Origin of the sequence: Aeromonas sobria (assembly GCF_006243315.1) — a bacterium.
In the GTDB taxonomy this organism is placed as follows: domain Bacteria; phylum Pseudomonadota; class Gammaproteobacteria; order Enterobacterales; family Aeromonadaceae; genus Aeromonas; species Aeromonas sobria_A.
Window position 1 is genome coordinate 116421 of the sequence record NZ_NKWE01000039.1, and the last position, 16900, is coordinate 133320.

Annotated in this window: 16 protein-coding genes; 8 read left to right on the forward strand and 8 right to left on the reverse strand. The window is 62.7% G+C overall.

Annotated features, from left to right (window positions below):
- Positions 1-66 precede the first annotated feature (66 nt).
- Positions 67-843 carry a substrate-binding periplasmic protein gene (locus tag CF137_RS12825; protein ID WP_139691127.1) on the forward strand — a complete coding sequence of 259 codons (777 nt, stop codon included), beginning with the start codon at positions 67-69 and terminating at the stop codon, positions 841-843.
- A 26-nt stretch (positions 844-869) separates the two neighbouring features.
- Here the strand turns inward: CF137_RS12825 and CF137_RS12830 are convergent, their stop codons facing one another.
- Positions 870-1700: a helix-turn-helix domain-containing protein gene (locus CF137_RS12830; RefSeq protein ID WP_139719442.1), complete on the reverse strand. Its 831-nt coding sequence runs from the start codon at positions 1698-1700 to the stop codon at positions 870-872.
- Between the two features lie 146 nt (positions 1701-1846).
- Between CF137_RS12830 and tyrS the strand changes: the two genes are divergently transcribed.
- The 3 genes from tyrS to CF137_RS12845 all read left to right on the forward strand — a co-directional run bounded on the left by tyrS (position 1847) and on the right by CF137_RS12845 (position 4957).
- The gene (gene tyrS, locus CF137_RS12835; RefSeq protein ID WP_139719445.1) at positions 1847-3112 is read left to right on the forward strand and encodes a tyrosine--tRNA ligase; all 1266 of its coding nucleotides are present in this window, start codon (positions 1847-1849) and stop codon (positions 3110-3112) included.
- Positions 3113-3299: 187 nt separating this feature from the next.
- Positions 3300-4211 (forward strand): lipase family alpha/beta hydrolase, encoded by a 912-nt coding sequence (locus CF137_RS12840; RefSeq protein ID WP_139719447.1) that lies wholly within the window; start codon positions 3300-3302, stop codon positions 4209-4211.
- Positions 4208-4957 carry a lipase secretion chaperone gene (locus CF137_RS12845; protein WP_139719449.1) on the forward strand — a complete coding sequence of 250 codons (750 nt, stop codon included), beginning with the start codon at positions 4208-4210 and terminating at the stop codon, positions 4955-4957. Before CF137_RS12840 ends, CF137_RS12845 begins: the two co-directional genes overlap by 4 nt.
- Before the next feature lie 36 nt (positions 4958-4993).
- Here CF137_RS12845 and CF137_RS12850 read toward each other — a convergent pair whose 3' ends face one another.
- From CF137_RS12850 to sgrR, 4 genes are all read right to left on the reverse strand, one after another.
- Entirely contained in the window at positions 4994-5695 is a 702-nt protein-coding gene (locus tag CF137_RS12850) for a hypothetical protein (protein ID WP_101320863.1), read from the reverse strand.
- A gap of 44 nt (positions 5696-5739) precedes the next feature.
- Positions 5740-6135: an acyl-CoA thioesterase gene (locus CF137_RS12855; RefSeq protein ID WP_101320785.1), complete on the reverse strand. Its 396-nt coding sequence runs from the start codon at positions 6133-6135 to the stop codon at positions 5740-5742.
- A 262-nt stretch (positions 6136-6397) separates the two neighbouring features.
- Positions 6398-8575 carry a catalase/peroxidase HPI gene (gene katG / locus CF137_RS12860; RefSeq protein ID WP_139719451.1) on the reverse strand — a complete coding sequence of 726 codons (2178 nt, stop codon included), beginning with the start codon at positions 8573-8575 and terminating at the stop codon, positions 6398-6400.
- A 145-nt stretch (positions 8576-8720) separates the two neighbouring features.
- A complete protein-coding gene (gene sgrR / locus CF137_RS12865) occupies positions 8721-10424 on the reverse strand; it encodes an HTH-type transcriptional regulator SgrR (protein ID WP_162515929.1) in 1704 nt (567 codons plus the stop codon).
- A 100-nt stretch (positions 10425-10524) separates the two neighbouring features.
- Between sgrR and CF137_RS22105 the strand changes: the two genes are divergently transcribed.
- The 3 genes from CF137_RS22105 (at position 10525) to CF137_RS12880 (ending at position 12866) form a co-directional block, all read left to right on the forward strand.
- The gene (locus CF137_RS22105) at positions 10525-10701 is read left to right on the forward strand and encodes a hypothetical protein (protein WP_139719456.1); all 177 of its coding nucleotides are present in this window, start codon (positions 10525-10527) and stop codon (positions 10699-10701) included.
- A 164-nt stretch (positions 10702-10865) separates the two neighbouring features.
- On the forward strand, positions 10866-12134 hold the full coding sequence (locus CF137_RS12875) for an O-acetylhomoserine aminocarboxypropyltransferase/cysteine synthase family protein (protein WP_042019830.1): 1269 nt from the start codon (positions 10866-10868) through the stop codon (positions 12132-12134).
- A 105-nt stretch (positions 12135-12239) separates the two neighbouring features.
- Complete coding sequence (locus CF137_RS12880) at positions 12240-12866, forward strand: glutathione S-transferase family protein (protein ID WP_162515930.1); 627 nt, start codon at positions 12240-12242, stop codon at positions 12864-12866.
- Between the two features lie 67 nt (positions 12867-12933).
- Here the strand turns inward: CF137_RS12880 and CF137_RS12885 are convergent, their stop codons facing one another.
- Entirely contained in the window at positions 12934-13833 is a 900-nt protein-coding gene (locus tag CF137_RS12885; RefSeq protein WP_139719460.1) for a DMT family transporter, read from the reverse strand.
- Between the two features lie 119 nt (positions 13834-13952).
- A complete protein-coding gene (locus CF137_RS12890) occupies positions 13953-14393 on the reverse strand; it encodes a DUF2214 family protein (protein ID WP_139719462.1) in 441 nt (146 codons plus the stop codon).
- Positions 14394-14476: 83 nt separating this feature from the next.
- On the opposite strand from CF137_RS12890, the gene CF137_RS12895 reads away from it, so the two are divergent.
- Complete coding sequence (locus tag CF137_RS12895) at positions 14477-16108, forward strand: sensor domain-containing diguanylate cyclase (protein WP_139719464.1); 1632 nt, start codon at positions 14477-14479, stop codon at positions 16106-16108.
- Positions 16109-16212: 104 nt separating this feature from the next.
- Here CF137_RS12895 and CF137_RS12900 read toward each other — a convergent pair whose 3' ends face one another.
- Positions 16213-16866, reverse strand: a complete 654-nt coding sequence (locus tag CF137_RS12900; RefSeq protein ID WP_139719466.1) for an HAD family hydrolase — start codon at positions 16864-16866, stop codon at positions 16213-16215.
- Positions 16867-16900: the final 34 nt, after the last annotated feature.

Sequence of the window (16900 nt, forward strand, 5' to 3'; positions counted from 1 at the left end):
TCGACGAGGAACTTATGACCAATGCCACATAGACTGTTAGGTAACCCTCTGCACAAGGAGTGCATCATGCGTCGCCTGCTCTCTGCTCTTGCCGCCCTCACACTTTTTGTCGTGCTCCCGGCCCCGGCCTTTATCTACTATTCAGAGCAGAATATGCCCCTCAATGGTCAGGATAAAAATGGCCAGCCTGCCGGGCTGGCCGTCGAGTTGCTGCGCCTGATGTGGCGCGAAATGGGGGAGCCGGAGCAACCGATCCACTTTCTGCCCTGGGCCCGCGGCTGGTATCTACTGACCCAGCAGCAAGAGGCCGTGCTCTTTACCACTGCCCGCACCAAGGAGCGGGATCCCCACTTTCTCTGGGTCTGCCCCATCAGCCACTCGCGGGTGGCGCTGGTCGGCCGCAAGAAAGATGCCCCCAAAGTGGCTAGCAAAGCCGATCTCGCCAAGCTGCAGATCGGCGTGATGCAGGCGGATGTCGGGGAGCAGTTGCTGCTCAGCCGCGGGGTTAGCCCAAGCAATATGATGGCAGTCGAGCGCATGGACCAAGTGGTACGTCAACTGATCATGGCTCGTACCGATCTGGTGGCAGGCAATGAGGTGATGCTTCGCTATCAGGCACAAAACATGGGCTTTGGATCAGAGAATTTCGTCACGGTAGCCATCCTGTCAGAACAGGAGAACTGCTTCGCTTTTAATCTTCTGGCAGACCGGCAACAGGTCGCACGTCTGCAACAGGCGCTGCAAAAAGTGCAACAGGGGAAGGAGTACCAGGCTTTGATAGCCCGCTACCAACATGTACATGCCCAACCCCATGTCGGCACGCCACCCCCCTTGATCGAATAAGGCCTCTTGCCGTCTGGTGCCAACCTTTACTCTTCACCAATGTGCTCGCGGCCAATCTCGGGTGCCATGATGAGGTGGTTCAAAAAGAGATTGAACAGCTCGGCCCGCGAGCCGAGCCGCAACTTGCCATAGAGGTGCTTGCGGTGATTCTTCACCGTGCCGCTGCCAATCCCGAGCTCCGCGGCAATCGCCTCGGTATCCAGCCCCTGCAGCAGCAACCCCGCCACCTGCCGCTCGCGCCGGGTGAGCCTATCGCCCCCCACGCTCGCCATCGCCTGCTCCACCGCACTCCTGAGGCTGGCGCTGTCCGGCTGCCCGCTGCTCTGGGCCAGCAGCGGCTGGCGCTGCTGCCACTGCTGACGACAGAGCGAATGTACCAGCGGGAACAACCCCTCCAGCCGTGCCAGCTCGCTTTGGCTCAAAGTGCTGCGCTTGTCGAGGCGGCCGAGAAACAGCATCAGCGTCAATCCGTCCCGCACCGGCAGGATCAGCCCCACCTCCTCCTGCCAACCGGTGGCCTGATAGAAGTGGTGGCGATATTCGGGATCGAGCCGCCCTTGGGAGACCTGCGCCAACGTCCAGACGCCGGCGTGCAAGCCCTGTTCCAGCGCCTGCATAAAGGGATCCTGACTGAAGTGGCTGGTGAGGTAGCGATCAAACAGCAGGGCTCGCTGATGGTTGAGGTTGTCGTAGAGGTAGACGGGCCGCTGCCCCACCCCGAGCAGCAGGGCGCAATCAAACGCCACCTGCTGCTGGATCAGCCGCACCAGCGCCGCCGCAAAGGCGCTGCTGTGCAGGGCATCGACCACCTCGGTCATGCTGCGGGTCAGGGTATCTATGGCGAGTGGCTGGGTCATGGTGGCACGTTTCTGGTGGCGGGGAGCGATTCCCCACTATGGCTGGATGCTAGCACGAGAGTGGCAAAACTGTCCCTCAGGGGACATATCCGCCACCGGCCAGAACGGCGAGGATGACGGCTTTTCCCCCTGCTGTTGGAGCACCCATGATCAACCCCCACCTGCTCGATGAACTGACCGAGCGCGGCCTGGTGGCCCAAAATTCCGATCCGGCGGCCCTGGCTTCCCACCTCGCCACCCCGCGCACCGTCTATTGCGGGTTCGATCCCACCGCTGGCAGCCTGCATATCGGTCATCTGGTGCCGCTCTTGATGCTGCGCCGCTTCCAGCTGGCGGGCCACACCCCGGTGGCACTGGTGGGCGGGGCGACCGGCCTTATCGGCGATCCCAGCTTCAAGGCGACCGAGCGCAGCCTCAACAGTGCCGATACCGTGCTGGGTTGGGTCGCCAGCCTGTCGGCCCAGATCAAGGCGCTGCTGCCCGCCGATGAAGACCTGTCGGCCCCGCAACTGGTCAACAATGGCGACTGGATGGGGCAGATGTCAGCCCTCGATTTTCTGCGGGATATCGGCAAGCACTTCTCGGTCAACGCCATGCTGGCGCGGGAGTCGGTGCGCCAGCGGCTGGCCCGCCCGGATCAGGGCATCTCGTTCACCGAGTTCTCCTACACCCTGCTGCAATCCTACGACTTTGCGGTGCTGCACCAGCGGCTCGGCTGCACCCTGCAGATTGGCGGCAACGACCAGTGGGGCAATATCACTAGCGGCATTGATCTCACCCGTCGCCTTCATTCGGCGCAGGTGCACGGCATGACCCTGCCCCTTATCACCAAGGCGGACGGCACCAAGTTCGGCAAGACCGAGGGTGGCGCGGTCTGGCTCGATCCGGCGCTCACCTCCCCTTACGCCTTCTACCAGTTCTGGCTCGGCACCGCGGATGAGGATGTCTACCGCTTCCTGCGCTACTACAGCTTTATGTCGCTGACCGAAATTGCCGAGCTGGAGGCGGAAGATGCCCAGCGGCATGGGCGCAAGCAGGCCCAGCAGGTGTTGGCAAACGAGCTGACCGAACTGGTGCACGGCAAGGCGGCGCTGGCGGCGGTGCAGCGTATCAGCGAGCTGCTGTTTAGCGGCGACGTGGCCCGCCTCGGCGAGAGCGATCTGGCCCAGCTGGCGCAGGATGGCATGCCGAGCAGCACCGTCAGCGGCGAGCTCGATCTGGTCACTCTGCTGGTCAGTTGCGGTCTGGCAAACTCCAAGCGCATCGCCCGCGAACTGCTGGCGGCGGGGGCCATCAGCCTCAATGGGGTGCTCAAGCAGGATGATCAGCTGAGTGCTGCGGATCGACTGTTTGGCCGCTACCTGCTGCTGCGCCGGGGCAAGAAGCAGTATCAACTGGTGGAGTGGCAATAAGCCGCAGGGCGGGGAGTTCAGCCTCCTCGCCCGCGCCTAAGCCAGGTCAGGCCAGCAACAATCTCTTTTGAATCCTGAGTTGCGATCCCCCTCACAGCCCGTTTTTCAATCAGCCACCATACTGGCACCGGCGAACATGGAGTACGCCACACATTCTGTTCCTCACGAATCAACAAGGATGCTGATGATGAAGAGATGGCTTCTGGTGCTGCTCTGCACCCTGCCCATGCTGGCACACGCCAGCGGATATACCCAGACCCGCTACCCCATAGTGCTGGTGCACGGCCTGTTCGGCTTCGACAAGCTGCTCGGGGTCGATTACTTCTACGGCATTCCCCAGGCCCTGAGCCGGGATGGTGCCAAAGTTTACGTGGCCCAAGTGTCGGCCACCGCCAGTTCGGAGCAACGGGGAGAGCAGCTGCTCGCCCAGATTGAGCTGCTGCTGGCAGCCACCGGCGCCGAGAAGGTCAACCTGATCGGCCACTCCCACGGCGGCCCCACCATCCGCTATGTCGCCTCGGTGGCGCCCGATCTGGTTGCCTCCGCCACCAGCGTCGGCGGGGTCAACTACGGCTCCGAGATTGCCGATCTGGTGCGGGCCAACGCCGTCCCCGGCAGCGCGGCCGAGAAACTGACCGCCGCCGCAGCCCACGCGCTATCCGGCATGATTTCACTGCTCTCGGGCGGCAGCCAGCTACCGCAAGATCCGGTCGCCGCCCTCGACGCCCTCACCAGCAAAGGGGCCAGCCAGTTCAACCAGCGCTACCCGGAGGGGCTGCCCAGCCGCTATTGCGGCGAGGGGCCGATGCAGGCCAGCAACGGCGTCTACTACTTCTCCTGGAGCGGGAGCGGCAACCTGACCAATCTGCTGGATCCGGTGGATCCTGCGCTGGCGCTGACCGGGGCTTTTTTCAAAGAGCCCAATGACGGGCTGGTCGGAGTCTGCAGCAGCCACCTCGGCAAGGTGATCGGCACCGGCTACCAGATGAACCATCTGGATGAAGTGAACCAGTCGTTCGGTATCCACCATCTGCTCGAGACCGATCCGGTCACCCTCTATCGCCAGCACGCCAACCGCCTCAAGGAGCTGGGATTATGAAGCGCGGCATATTGCTCGCCGTGCCCTGCGCCATCGCCCTGCTAATCGGCGGGGTGCTACTCTGGCCCACAGCACCGACGGCAGGCTCATCACCCTCTCAAGCCAGCCAGCATGCCCAGAGCCAATCACACGATCCCGAGCAAGAGTCCGCCGGTGCCCTGCAGGCGCGCTATCGCACCTTTGTCTCGGCCCAGAGCAGCCTGACGGTGCCCACCGAGATCTCCCTCGCCAGCCTGCAGATCCTGTTTGACGAGCGGGAGCAGCTGCGCCAGCAGAGCTTCACCCCGGCGGAGCAAGCGCAGTTGTTTGCCGAAGATCGGCTGATGGAGCAGTTGACCCTGCGCCGCAGGGCGCTGGCAGAGGCGAGGGATAGCGACAAGTCGCAGCTGGCCAGCGAGCTGGATCTCTGGCTGGCAGAGCAGCCGAGCTGGTTTCGCGAGGCTGAGGCCAACAGCCGCCTGCTTAAGGAGTTGCATGGGCTGGCGCAGATGGACCCGGCCAAGCGGGATGCCCTGCTGCTGGAGACGGGAGGGCCGGAGGCGGTGGATCGGATGCGCCAGCTGGAGCAGCACCGGCAGGGGTTCAACGAGCAGCTCACCGGTTATCTGGCAGAGCGAAAACAACTGCCGAACGAGGCCCGGGCCGAACAGCAGCAGGAGCTGCTGGCTCGCTGGTTTGAGCCCGGAGAGTGGCGCCGGGTCGAGGCGATCACCCGGCTCAAGCTGGGGGAGCCACCAGCCGAATGAGAAGGGGGCCCGCGATGGGCCCCCTTGCTGTTGCGCTTATTGCGGCTTGTTGGCCCCCGGCAGCGGCTGCCAGGTGAGACGGGTCACCTGAGTGCCCTGCACCTCGCACTTGAGGCTCAGCTCCTGCCACCCCTTGTCCTGACGCAGGGAGACCTCCCCCTCGATCCCCTGCTCGCCAATCTTCAGCTTCTCCTGCTCGAAGATCACCTTGTCGCCGTGGGCGAGATCCATCAGTTTTCCGTTGCAGAGCCAGTGAGCGAGATCCGCCCCCTTCAGCTTGACGCCACCCTTGGCAGCCTTCTGCTCTGCCGCGCTCACCACAAACAGCGTGCTCAGCTCGGCGGCCCGCTTGGTGAGCCACGCCTGACGCTGCTGCATGCTCATCTTGCTGACGAACTCGGCGGGCTGCCCCTTCTCGTCCAGCCACTGAGTCAGCTTGCCGCTGTCGTCAAAAGCGAACTGGGCGGCGGGCTCTTTGACCCCGAACAGCTTGCCGCCCTTGAAGTAGTAGCGGCTCTCCCCTTCCAGCTTGCCCAGCTCGCTCATGATGGGCACGGCAATGATGACGGGGGCGCCATCGATCCAGGCCTTGATATCGACGCCGTCATGGCTGAATTGACGGGTATCGAGGGCGTTCTCGGCCCCCTTATCAATCAGGGTAAACTGCTCGGCGAGAGAAGCGGCCAGAGAAGGGAGGGAGCAGAATCCCAGGGTCAGCGCGATCGCTGTGTTGCGCATTGAGTTGTACATAGCACTCCTGTGATGGGCCATCCGGCCCGTGGTTAACTCTCTGTCAGCCAGGCCCGCAGCCCTTCCCGATGAGCATCGCTCAGGGGCAGGGATTGGCGGGCACGGTAGTCAAAATGGATCAGGGTCGTTTCGGCGGTGACAGCCAGTTCGCCGCCCTGCCAGGCCTCCTGCCAGGCCGTGAAGGAGCTGGTGCCGATGCGGCGCACGCCAGTCTTGATGGTGACCGGCTGGCCGTAGAACAGCTCCCGTTTGAACTGCACTGTGTAGCCCGCGATGATCAGATGCCAGTTATCCACATCCAGCTCGGGGGAGAAGATCCGGAACAGGGGATCCCGCGCCGATTCGAACCAGACCGCCGGCACCGTATTGTTGATATGGCCGAGGGCATCCGTCTCTTGAAAGCGGGGTTGGATCTGCATTTCCAGCATGGGTTGACTCCTTGTCTTGGTTTTTGTCCTTGCCTGTTCATGGGACCTAAGTGGCCAATGGGTAGCCACCTAGCATCATCAGCGGATCAGCATGTTACATGATACTGCTGGCCCAAGGACAGGGATGCCAGAAGCCCTGCGCGACCGGCCAGCGGATGTCGCAGCGCGACGGGTTGTGGTGCTACGCAGCAAAGCGGGCAGTAAAAAGCCCCGCACACCTTTGGTGTGCGGGGCTGGTGCAGCTAGCTAAACGGCTCGGGGGTTAGCCCGGCAGATCGAAGCGATCCCCATTCATCACCTTGTTCCAGGCGGTGATGAAGTCACAGACAAACTTCTCCTGGTTGTCATCCTGGGCATAGACCTCGGCATAGGCGCGCAGCACCGAGTTGGAGCCGAACACCAGATCCACCCGGGTGGCCGTCCACTTCAACACGCCGCTGCGGCGATCGCGGATCTCGTAGAGATTGCTCGCTTTCGGCAGCCACTGGTAACCCATGTCGGTCAGGTTGACGAAGAAGTCGTTACTGAGCACCCCGACCCGCTCGGTAAAGACCCCGTGCCCAGTACCGCCGTGGTTGGTGCCGAGCACCCGCATCCCGCCGACCAGCGCCGTCATCTCGCAGGCAGTGAGCCCCATCAGCTGCGCGCGATCCAGCAGCAGCTCCTCCGCCGTCACCACATAGTCCTGCTTGAGCCAGTTGCGGAAACCGTCGGCCAGCGGCTCCAGCACTTCGAACGAGGCCACATCGGTCTGAGCCTGAGTTGCGTCCCCACGGCCCGGCGCAAACGGCACGCTCACCGTCACCCCGGCGGCCTGCGCAGCCTGCTCGATGGCGAGGTTGCCCCCCAGCACGATGAGATCCGCGACGCTGACGCCACACTCGGTCGCCAGCTTGTCATAGACCGCCAGCACCTTCGCCAGCCGCGCCGGCTCGTTGCCCGGCCAATCCTTCTGCGGCGCCAACCGGATGCGGGCACCGTTGGCACCGCCCCGCTTGTCGGAGCCACGGAAGGTGCGGGCACTATCCCAAGCGGTACTCACCCGCTCGCTGATGGAGAGGCCGCTAGCGGCAATCCTGGCCTTGACCGCCGCCACGTCATAGTCGACGCGCCCGGCAGGCACCGGATCCTGCCAGATCAGATCTTCTGTCGGCACATAGGGGCCGACATAGCGGCTCTTCGGCCCCATATCCCTGTGGGTCAGCTTGAACCAGGCGCGGGCGAAGGCGTCGGAGAAGGCCGCCGGATCATCGCGGAAGCGCTCGGCAATCTTGCGATAGGCGAGATCGAATTTGAGCGCCATATCGGCATCCGTCATCATGGGTTTGCAGCGGATCGACGGGTCCTCCACATCCACCGGCATATCCGCCTCAGAGATATTGATCGGTTCCCACTGATGGGCCCCTGCCGGAGATTTTTGCAGCCACCAGTCGTACTTGAACAGCAGCTCGAAGTAGCCGTTGTCCCATTGGGTCGGGTGGGTGGTCCAGGCTCCCTCGATGCCGCTGGTCACTGTGTTGCGGCCGATGCCACGGCTGTGGTGGTTGATCCAGCCGAGCCCCTGCTCCTCGAGGCTGGCCCCTTCCGGCTCGGGCCCGAGCTGTTTGGCATCGCCGTTGCCGTGAGCCTTGCCGACGGTGTGGCCACCGGCGGTCAGCGCCACCGTCTCTTCGTCATCCATCGCCATGCGGGCGAAGGTGACTCGCATATCCTGCGCGGTTTTCAGCGGATTGGGCTGACCATCCACCCCTTCCGGGTTGACGTAGATAAGCCCCATCATCACCGCCGCCAGCGGGTTTTCCAGATCCCGCTCGCCGGAGTAGCGACCACCCGGCTTGCCGCTGGGCGCCAACCACTCTTTTTCCGAGCCCCAGTAGATATCCTTCTCCGGATGCCAGATATCCTCGCGGCCAAAGGCGAAGCCGAAAGTCTTGAGCCCCATGGACTCATAGGCCACGGTGCCCGCCAGAATGATCAGATCGGCCCAGCTGATCTTGTTGCCGTACTTCTTCTTGATGGGCCACAGCAGGCGACGGGCCTTGTCGAGGTTGGCGTTGTCCGGCCAGGAGTTGAGAGGAGCGAAACGCTGGTTGCCGCTACCGCCACCGCCGCGGCCATCGGCGATGCGGTAAGTACCGGCCGAGTGCCAGGCCATGCGGATCATCAGGCCGCCGTAGTGGCCCCAGTCAGCGGGCCACCAATCCTGACTGTCGGTCATCAGGGCGGTCACATCCTGCTTGAGGGCCGCCATATCGAGCCCCTTCAAGGCTTGCCGATAGTTGAAACCGGCCCCCAGCGGATTGGTCTTGGTATCGTGTTGGTGAAGAATGTCGAGGTTGAGGCTCTTCGGCCACCACTCCATTCTGGACGTCTCGACGGAGGTGGTTCCTCCGTGCATCACCGGGCATTTTCCTGCGGAATTGTCTGAATTGTTGCTCATCGTTTTCCTCATTTGCTCTGCTGTCCATAACCTGAAACAGCATGGCACAGAGGCGTGACACAATCTGTGCAGCGGCGGCCGCTTTACGGATTTTTCACGCAAGAGGCCCCGGAGCGCCCGTCAGCAGCGGCAGCAATTGGACGAACTATGGCGCCGCTGCGGGCTGATGGGTCAGCTCGGGCCGCAGCCAGGCGCTGCGAAAATCGAACCAGCCGAGCGCTGTCATCCGCACCCCGTGCACGCCGACCCGGCTCTCCAGCTCCAACCAATGGTGAAACAGCGGCACAAACCGGCTCTGCTGCTGCACCCTGGCCAGCAGGGCACGAGGGCCGGGCTCGGCACCACTGGCGCGCCACTGCATCAACCCCTGCCACAGCTCATGCTGACTGGCCCACACCTTGCGCAGCAGCGGGGTGCCCTGCAACCAGGCGTAGGGAGCAAAGGGGCCGGCATGCTCAAGATTGAGGGTGCCGAGCCAGAGGTCCACATCCTCATCCTCGCCACTCACCCAGCGCCCGTAATCGAGGGTACGCACCTCAAGCTGGATCCCCTGTTCGGCCAGCAAGCTGCTCATGGCGTTGGCGCACTCGTTGAACTCCAGATGCTGGTTGAAACAGGCGAGCACCAGGGTGGTCGGCAACTGCGCTGGTGTGGGCAAGGGCGCGGGCAGCGCTTCGCGCCAGTGAGGCAGCAGGCCGAGGGCACTGGTCCAGCCCCGTTGCAACTCGGGGGCGACCCGCCCCATCAGAGCCACCGGATTGAGCAGTTGGCCGAGCCACTGCCGCAGGGCGGGATCCTGCAAGGATCTGGAACGATCATCCTGCAGCAGGAAGTAGCAGCCCGATTCAAGCTCCGACTCGCCGCGCATGGTACCCAGCTCCGGACGGTCGCGCCCCAACTGCAGATGGGTCTCCAGCCGCTCCGCCAATTCCGGCAGCATCCAGATGTCGATCTCGTCGAGCAGGGCGCGCAGGCCGAAGTAGTCGTCGAACGCCGCAAGGCAAAGATGCAGCGGATCGTTGGCAGCCACCCGGTAGGGGCCGGTGCCCACCGGTTGCAGGGCAAAGCCCGCCTCCCCCTTGAGCTCCCGTGGCAAGATGGTCGCCACCGGCTCTGCCAGCAGGTGGGGCAGCCAGGGATCCGGACTGTCGAGATAGAGATCCAGAGTGCGCGGCCAGGGGCTCTCCAGCCGCTCCAGATGGGCGAACAGCGGGCGATCCCGCAGGGCCAGCAGGCTCTCCATCACATCTTCCACCACCAGCTCGCGACCATGGTGAAAACGCACCGCCGGGCGCAGGTAGAAGCGCCAGTGACAGGGGCCCAGACACTCCCAGTGGTGGGCCAGATCCCCTTCGATTTCCCCATTTTCCTCATTTCGCCGGGTGAGGCCGTTGAAGATCTGGCGGCTCAGGTGAATTTCGGAGCGGCGCATCGGGCCGGTGGGCAGCAACTGCGGCAGCGGCCGGTAGTAAGGCACCCGCAGGATCTGGCGCCCCTCGCGGGTGGCCTGACCGAGCTGTTCGATCAGCAGCGGAGTGAGCAGATCGAGACGATCTTCGGCCAGCCGCACCGCCTGTGCCAACTGGCCCTGACTGAGCAGATCCCGCAAGCGGCGCCGGGTCAGGCTCTCCTGACTGTCGAGCAGGGTGAGCCGGGAGCGCCGCCCCCGCCCCGCTTCGGCCGACCAGCTCAGCCAGCCCTGATCCTGCATCCGCCGCAGCAGCAGACGGGCGTTGCGCGGGGTGCAGCAGAGCAGATCCGCCACCTCGGCGAGGCTGATCTCCCGCTCATCGCAGCCAAGCTGCTGGGCGAGTCGTTGAAATTGCTGGTAGAGGCGACCGGTCGGCATAAAAGAGGAAATCCTGTTGCTGTAAGTCATCAGTTTTTACTTCCTCATTTTAGCTCAATACTGGTGACGAACGTGAGAACCACAGTAGAGGAACACCATCATGAGCCACACCACCCCCCTCAAACCGAACCGGATCCAGCAGACCTTGCGCCGTTACTTCAAGCGGATCCTGCCGCGCCCGCTGGCGCTCATCGAGGATCCCATGCAGCAGCTCAACCGCCTGATGCAGTGGGATATGAACCAGATCGATGACAAGGAGTATCGCCGTCGCCTCTGAGTGCGGCAGGCCTACCCGCCATCGGGGCGCCATCCCCTGCGGGCGACATTGCTTTGCCGGATCTTGCTGTTTACATCGGCCACGGGCCTGATAGATTGGACGTCTATCCATCTATAACGGCTCAGTTATAACTGTGCCAAGCAACATCCAACAAGGAGTGTGTGATGAAAGATGCGACCCTGGCCCTGCACCACGGCTTTTCCAGCGACCCCACCACCAAAGCGGTCGCCGTGCCCATCTACCAGACGGTGGCCTACGAGTTCGAGAGCGCCCAGCACGGGGCGGATCTGTTCAATCTGGCGGTGCCGGGCAACATCTACACCCGCATCATGAACCCCACCAACGATGTGCTGGAGCAGCGGATGGCCGCGCTGGAAGGGGGAATCGCCGCGCTGGTGGTCTCGGCAGGTTCCGCCGCCATCACCTACGCCATTCAGGCGCTGACAGCCGCCGGTGACAATATCGTCTCCACACCCCAGCTCTATGGCGGCACCTACACCTTGTTCGCCCACATGCTGCCGAGCTTCGGGGTCGAGGTGCGCTTCGCCAAGGATGACAGCGCCGAGGCCATCGCCGCCCTTATCGACGACAAGACCAAGGCGGTCTACTGCGAGAGCATCGGCAACCCGGCGGGCAACATCGTCGATCTGGCCGCGCTGGCCAAGGCAGCCCACGCCCGTGGCGTGCCGCTCATCGTCGACAACACGGTCGCCACCCCTGTGCTGTGCAAACCCATCGAACACGGCGCCGATATAGTGGTACACAGCCTGACCAAATATGTCGGCGGCCACGGCAACTCGCTGGGTGGCGTGGTGGTGGACTCGGGCAAGTTCCCCTGGGCGGATCACGCCGAGCGCTTCCCCCAACTGACCAAACCCGAACCCTCCTACCATGGGGTGGTCTATACAGAGGCCTTTGGCCCCGCCGCCTTTATCGGGCGGGTACGCACAGTGCCGCTGCGCAATACCGGCGCGGCGCTGGCGCCGATGAACGCCTTCCTGCTGCTGCAGGGATTGGAGACCCTGAGCTTGCGCATGGAGCGCCATGTCGATAACGCCCTGCGGGTCGCCCACCACCTCAAGCATCACCCCAAGGTGGCCTGGGTCAGCTACGCCGGTCTGCCGGGTCACCCCCACTATCTGCTGGCAGAGAAGTACATGGCCGGTCGCCCCTCGGCCATTCTCTCGTTCGGTCTGAAAGATGGTTATGAAGCGGGCGTGCGTTTCTACGATGCGCTGAAGATCTTCAAGCGGCTGGTCAATATCGGCGACGCCAAGTCGCTGGCCTGCCACCCGGCCTCCACCACCCATCGCCAGCTGAGCGAGGCCGAGCAGGCCAGGGCCGGAGTGAAACCTGAGATGATCCGGCTGTCGGTGGGGATCGAAGCGATCGAGGACATACTGGCGGATCTGGATCAGGCGCTAGAGGCCTAAGTCAGGCGTTGAGCGAGCGGGCATCAGCCCGCTCTTTTTCTCTGCCGGTGAACCGCCCCCCTCGCCCGTTCGTACACCTCATCCTGCCACCGAATCGAGGTCGTTATGATAGTCCTGCACCACCTGAACAAATCCCGCTCCCAACGCATCATCTGGCTGCTCGAAGAGCTGGGCCAGCCCTATGAGATCAAGGCGTATCAGCGCGATGCCACCACCTTTCTGGCGCCGCCCGAGCTCAAGGCCATCCACCCCCTCGGCAAGTCGCCGGTTATCGAGTTCGACGGCCGCGTGCTGGCGGAATCGGGTGCCATCACCGAGTACCTGATTGCGCGCTACGCCGCCGAACGGCTGGCTCCGGCACCAGATAGCCCCGACTATCCCGAATATCTGCAGTGGATCCACTTTGCCGAGAGTTCCGGCATCCTGCCGCTGCTGCTCGACATGTTCGTGCGCAAAGATGGCAGCCCGATGCGCTTCCTGCCGGACTACGCCAAGGCGGAGTGTGCCAAGGTGCTGGGCTACCTCAACGATGTATTGGCAACCCGCCACTATCTTGTGGGGGATCGCCTCTCCGGCGCCGACATCATGAACTCCTTCCTGGTGGACCTGCTGGCGCAAAGCGGCCAGCTGGCCCACTTCCCGCACCTGCAAGCTTACTGGCAGCGCCTCAATACCCATCCGGCCCGCCAGAAAGCCGTGGAGCTGGAGCGCGAGCTGGAACAGCGCCCCTGATCCGAGCCACCACCATGCAAAACGCCCCGACTGTAGGGGCGTTTTTGTGATGCAGGCAGAGCGCGGTTTACTTGGTCTGCGGCACCTTGTCGCGGCGCGACTTCCACCACCATCTCAAGCGGATCTGGGAGATCAGCATCCCCGCCAGCATCAGGGCACAACCGGCGATGGCGCGCTCGTCCAGCGTCTCCCCCAGCAGCAACACGCCACCCACGGCGGCAAAGACGGTCTCCAGACTGAGGATGATGGCGGCGTGGGCCGGATGGGCGCCCCGCTGCCCCACCACCTGCAGGGTATAGCCCACCCCGACCGACACCAGTCCGGCATAGAGCAGCGCCTGCCAACCGGCCACGGCACCACTCACAGTCGGGGTCTCGATGACAAAAGCGGTAGCGAGGCTGAGCAGGCCGCAGACCACGAACTGCACTCCGGCCAGCTTGATGGGGGCGACCCGGTTGGAGTAGTGATCCACCAGCAGCAGATGAATGGCCCAGAACAGGGCGCCGGCCACCTGCAGCAGATCACCAAAGCCGATGGTGAACTCGTCGGTGACGCTCAGTACATAGAGACCGCTCAGCGCGATCAGGGCACCAATCCAGGTATTGAGCCCGCTCTTGTGGCGCAGCAACAGCCCCAGCACGGGCACCAGAATGATGTAGAGCCCTGTGATAAAACCGGCCTTGGCGGCAGTGGTATAGAGCAGCCCTACCTGCTGCAGGGAGGCGGCGCAGAACAGCACCAGTCCGGCCAGCACGCCACCGGTCAGCAGTTGGCGATGGTCGCCCGTGACGGCAACAGGTTGTCGAGATTTGAGCCACCAGAGCAGCGGCAACAGGGAGAGGGCGCCGAGCAAAAAGCGCAGGCCATTGAAGGTATAGGGCCCCATGTGATCCATCCCGAGGCGCTGGGCGACAAAGCCCATACCCCAGATGGTGGCAGCCATCAGCAACATCAGATTGGAGCGCATGGCGATTCTTCCTTAAATCGGCGCGTGACGGGTTATCCGATCCAAGATACCCGCCTCCCTATCCTCTTGTCTCCACTCTCTTGTTTCCGATCTCTTCACTGCAACCCTCTCACCACAGGTCACAGCAGCGGCGGCTTGGTCAGCACAGCCAGCAGGGCGACCAGCACCAGATTGCCCCGCAGGATCCACACCACCCGAAAGTGCTGCTGAATGGAGATCATCGGCGCCTTGCCCAGACGCAGGGCGCGACGCCAACGATAGAAGAGCCGGCTGGGGTAATCGAGGGAGCAGACAATCAGCAGAAACAGCCCCATTTTGAGGCCGTGGACAGGATGGGCAAAGATCTGCGCCACCGAACTGGCATGCTCGTGGGCCAGCAGACAACCGGTGGCAAAAATGGAGAAGAGCGCCAGCGCCGCCACCCCATCTGCCAGCAGCAGACGGCGCACCCGCCCCATATTCAGGCCGCGACGAAAGATCAGATATTCGACACAGAGGGCCAGGATCAGCACAGCTATGCTGCCGTAGTGGGCCATTGCGAGCAGAATGTGGTTCAGCATCGGAAAAATCTCATTTTCTGCCTTTAGACGAGCCGCACCGCATCATATATGCTGGTGTCACCCGAGACGAAAAGGATCTGTTCATGTCCCCCGGCAAGCCCAAGAACACTTGGTCTTTGATCACCCGCATGCGGCTGGGCCTCCTGTTGCTCTTTATTCCGGTCTTGCTGCTTGGCAGCATCTACTACCTGCATATGAAGCGCACCCTGCATCACGAGCAGCAACAGAACCTGATTGCTCGTAACACCCAGTATTTCCACACCCTGATCGAACCCTATCTGGCGACACTCAAACGCCAGTTTACGCTCATTTATCAGCAGGTAAATTATCAGGACTTCAGCGGCCCGCAAATCCGCAATGGCGAGCGCTATCTGCAGCAGTGGCAGGCCTATCACAAGGTGATGGAGCTCGATTACGTCTATGTCGGCACCGAACAACGCAAGATGCTGATCCACCCCTCCTGGCAGGCCGATGAGAAGTTCGATCCCAGAACCCGTCCCTGGTATCTGCTGGCCGCCAACAACCCCGGCAAGATGGTCTGGACTGATCCCTATTACGACTACACCCTGGGCACCCTCACCATAGCGCTGGCAAGAGTGATCGAAGATCCTGACGGCAAGCGGGTCGGTGTGCTCTCGCTGGATACCCAACTCACCCCCCTCGCCAGCTGGCTCAACGACAAGCATGATGAGACCCGCCCTCTGGGGGCAGGCAATCAGATCCTGCTCAATCATGACGGGCTGGTGCTGGTCCATCAGGATCGCGAACGGGTATTCAAACCCCTCGCCCAGTCAGGCTGGCTGGCACAGATGCAACAGCCGCAGGGGTTCTTCCTCGATGATGCCAGCGGCATGATGGTCTCCTACTACCGCATCCCCGAACAGCGTTGGATCCTGCTTAGCGTGATCCCAACCGCGGGCCTCAATCAGATAATCGACAACGTATCCCTCAACGTGCTCGCCATGATAGCGCTCGCCTCCGTCCTCTATCTGCTGCTGGCGCTGCGCTGGTCACGTTACTTCCGCCGCATGCTGCAGGAGATAAGTGGCATGATCCGGATCAGTTTTAATGGCGACCAACGCGTACCGGAACACCAGATGAGTGAGCTATCGGCTATTTACGCCGAGATGGCGGCCGCCAGCAAAGAGGTTGCTAATGTGCGTCTGCAAGCCAATCAGGACAAACTCACCGGCCTCTACAACCGCCGCTTCTTCGACGAGTGCCTGCAAACGCAGAGCAGCAGTGGCGCCCCTTTCGGGGTGGTGATGTTCGATCTGGATGACTTTAAACGGGTCAACGATACCTATGGCCATCAGGCGGGGGACGTGGTGCTCAAGCGGGTGAGCAAGCTGGGCATGAATCTGTTCCACGACTGGGGCTGGTTCTGCCGCTACGGCGGCGAGGAGCTGGTGCTGATCTTCCGGCTGGAGATGAAAATGAACGAGGTCGCCTCCCTGCTGGAGACCTTCAGAATCGCGGTCGAGCAGCTGGAATGGCGCGAACCCGACCTCAGCATCACCATCAGCGGCGGGGTGGCCATCAGTCACTCGGGGCTCTCGGCCAAGGAGCTGGTAGAACTGGCCGATAGCGGGGTTTATCAGGCCAAACGGGAGGGGAAAAACCGCCTCTGCTTCCCCCAGATCCGGGTCAGCGATCCGATGGAAGAGGATCCCCCTCCTCACTTTGATCAGACCCGACAGCGGGCCCATCAGTAGAAAGTGATCGCCACAGGGACATGGAAACGCTGAGAGAGGCAATCGCCTCTCTCTTTTTTTGTCTGTTTTTTCTTGCCGCTTTTAAGCGTGTTTGAGCGCTCGACTCAGCGCTGCCACTCCCACACCGGCCAACCCAGCTCCCCGGCCTGCTGGCGCAGCGCGGGGGCCGGATTGACCGCATGAGGATGGGTCACCGCCCGCAGCATCGGCAGATCGTTGTGGGAGTCGCTGTAACCAAAGCTCCCCTGCCAGATCTGCTCCCGCCCGGCAAACAGCTGGTTGATGCGGGCCACCTTGCCTTCGCGAAAACTGAGGGTGCCGCGAGTCTGGCCGGTCAGCATCCCCTCCTCCTCATCGAGCAGGATGGCGACGCAGTGATCCATTCCCAGCATCTGCGCCATGGGGGCCACCAGATGCTCGCCGGAGGCAGAGATCAGCACCAGCTCGTCGCCCCGCTCCCGATGCCACTCGATGCGCGCCAACCCCTCGGGGTAGAGGCGCTCGCGCAGCACCTGCTCGGCAAAGTGGTGGCACTGCTGGCTGAGCCACTGGCGCGACTTGCCTGCCAGCGGCTGCAGGGTGAAAGCCATGTACTGGTGCATATCCATCTTGCCCTGATGGTAGAGGGACATCATCCCCTGCTCCTCGGCCACCATGCCCGCCGGGGCCAGCTCCTGGGCCACCATGTACTCCAGCCAGAGGCTGGCGGAATCCCCGGCAATCAGGGTCTCGTCCAGATCAAACAGTGCCAGTGCCATGAGGGCTCCTTGCGGTAACAACGAAAATGAAACG

What these genes read in the sequence shown, in the direction of transcription:
- CF137_RS12825 (WP_139691127.1), top strand. Translation starts at nt 67, where the DNA reads ATGCGTCGCCTGCTCTCTGCTCTTGCCGCCCTCACACTTTTTGTCGTG.
- CF137_RS12830 (WP_139719442.1), bottom strand. Translation starts at nt 1,700, where the DNA reads ATGACCCAGCCACTCGCCATAGATACCCTGACCCGCAGCATGACCGAG.
- tyrS (WP_139719445.1), top strand. Translation starts at nt 1,847, where the DNA reads ATGATCAACCCCCACCTGCTCGATGAACTGACCGAGCGCGGCCTGGTG.
- CF137_RS12840 (WP_139719447.1), top strand. Translation starts at nt 3,300, where the DNA reads ATGAAGAGATGGCTTCTGGTGCTGCTCTGCACCCTGCCCATGCTGGCA.
- CF137_RS12845 (WP_139719449.1), top strand. Translation starts at nt 4,208, where the DNA reads ATGAAGCGCGGCATATTGCTCGCCGTGCCCTGCGCCATCGCCCTGCTA.
- CF137_RS12850 (WP_101320863.1), bottom strand. Translation starts at nt 5,695, where the DNA reads ATGCGCAACACAGCGATCGCGCTGACCCTGGGATTCTGCTCCCTCCCT.
- CF137_RS12855 (WP_101320785.1), bottom strand. Translation starts at nt 6,135, where the DNA reads ATGCTGGAAATGCAGATCCAACCCCGCTTTCAAGAGACGGATGCCCTC.
- katG (WP_139719451.1), bottom strand. Translation starts at nt 8,575, where the DNA reads ATGAGCAACAATTCAGACAATTCCGCAGGAAAATGCCCGGTGATGCAC.
- sgrR (WP_162515929.1), bottom strand. Translation starts at nt 10,424, where the DNA reads ATGCCGACCGGTCGCCTCTACCAGCAATTTCAACGACTCGCCCAGCAG.
- CF137_RS22105 (WP_139719456.1), top strand. Translation starts at nt 10,525, where the DNA reads ATGAGCCACACCACCCCCCTCAAACCGAACCGGATCCAGCAGACCTTG.
- CF137_RS12875 (WP_042019830.1), top strand. Translation starts at nt 10,866, where the DNA reads ATGAAAGATGCGACCCTGGCCCTGCACCACGGCTTTTCCAGCGACCCC.
- CF137_RS12880 (WP_162515930.1), top strand. Translation starts at nt 12,240, where the DNA reads ATGATAGTCCTGCACCACCTGAACAAATCCCGCTCCCAACGCATCATC.
- CF137_RS12885 (WP_139719460.1), bottom strand. Translation starts at nt 13,833, where the DNA reads ATGCGCTCCAATCTGATGTTGCTGATGGCTGCCACCATCTGGGGTATG.
- CF137_RS12890 (WP_139719462.1), bottom strand. Translation starts at nt 14,393, where the DNA reads ATGCTGAACCACATTCTGCTCGCAATGGCCCACTACGGCAGCATAGCT.
- CF137_RS12895 (WP_139719464.1), top strand. Translation starts at nt 14,477, where the DNA reads ATGTCCCCCGGCAAGCCCAAGAACACTTGGTCTTTGATCACCCGCATG.
- CF137_RS12900 (WP_139719466.1), bottom strand. Translation starts at nt 16,866, where the DNA reads ATGGCACTGGCACTGTTTGATCTGGACGAGACCCTGATTGCCGGGGAT.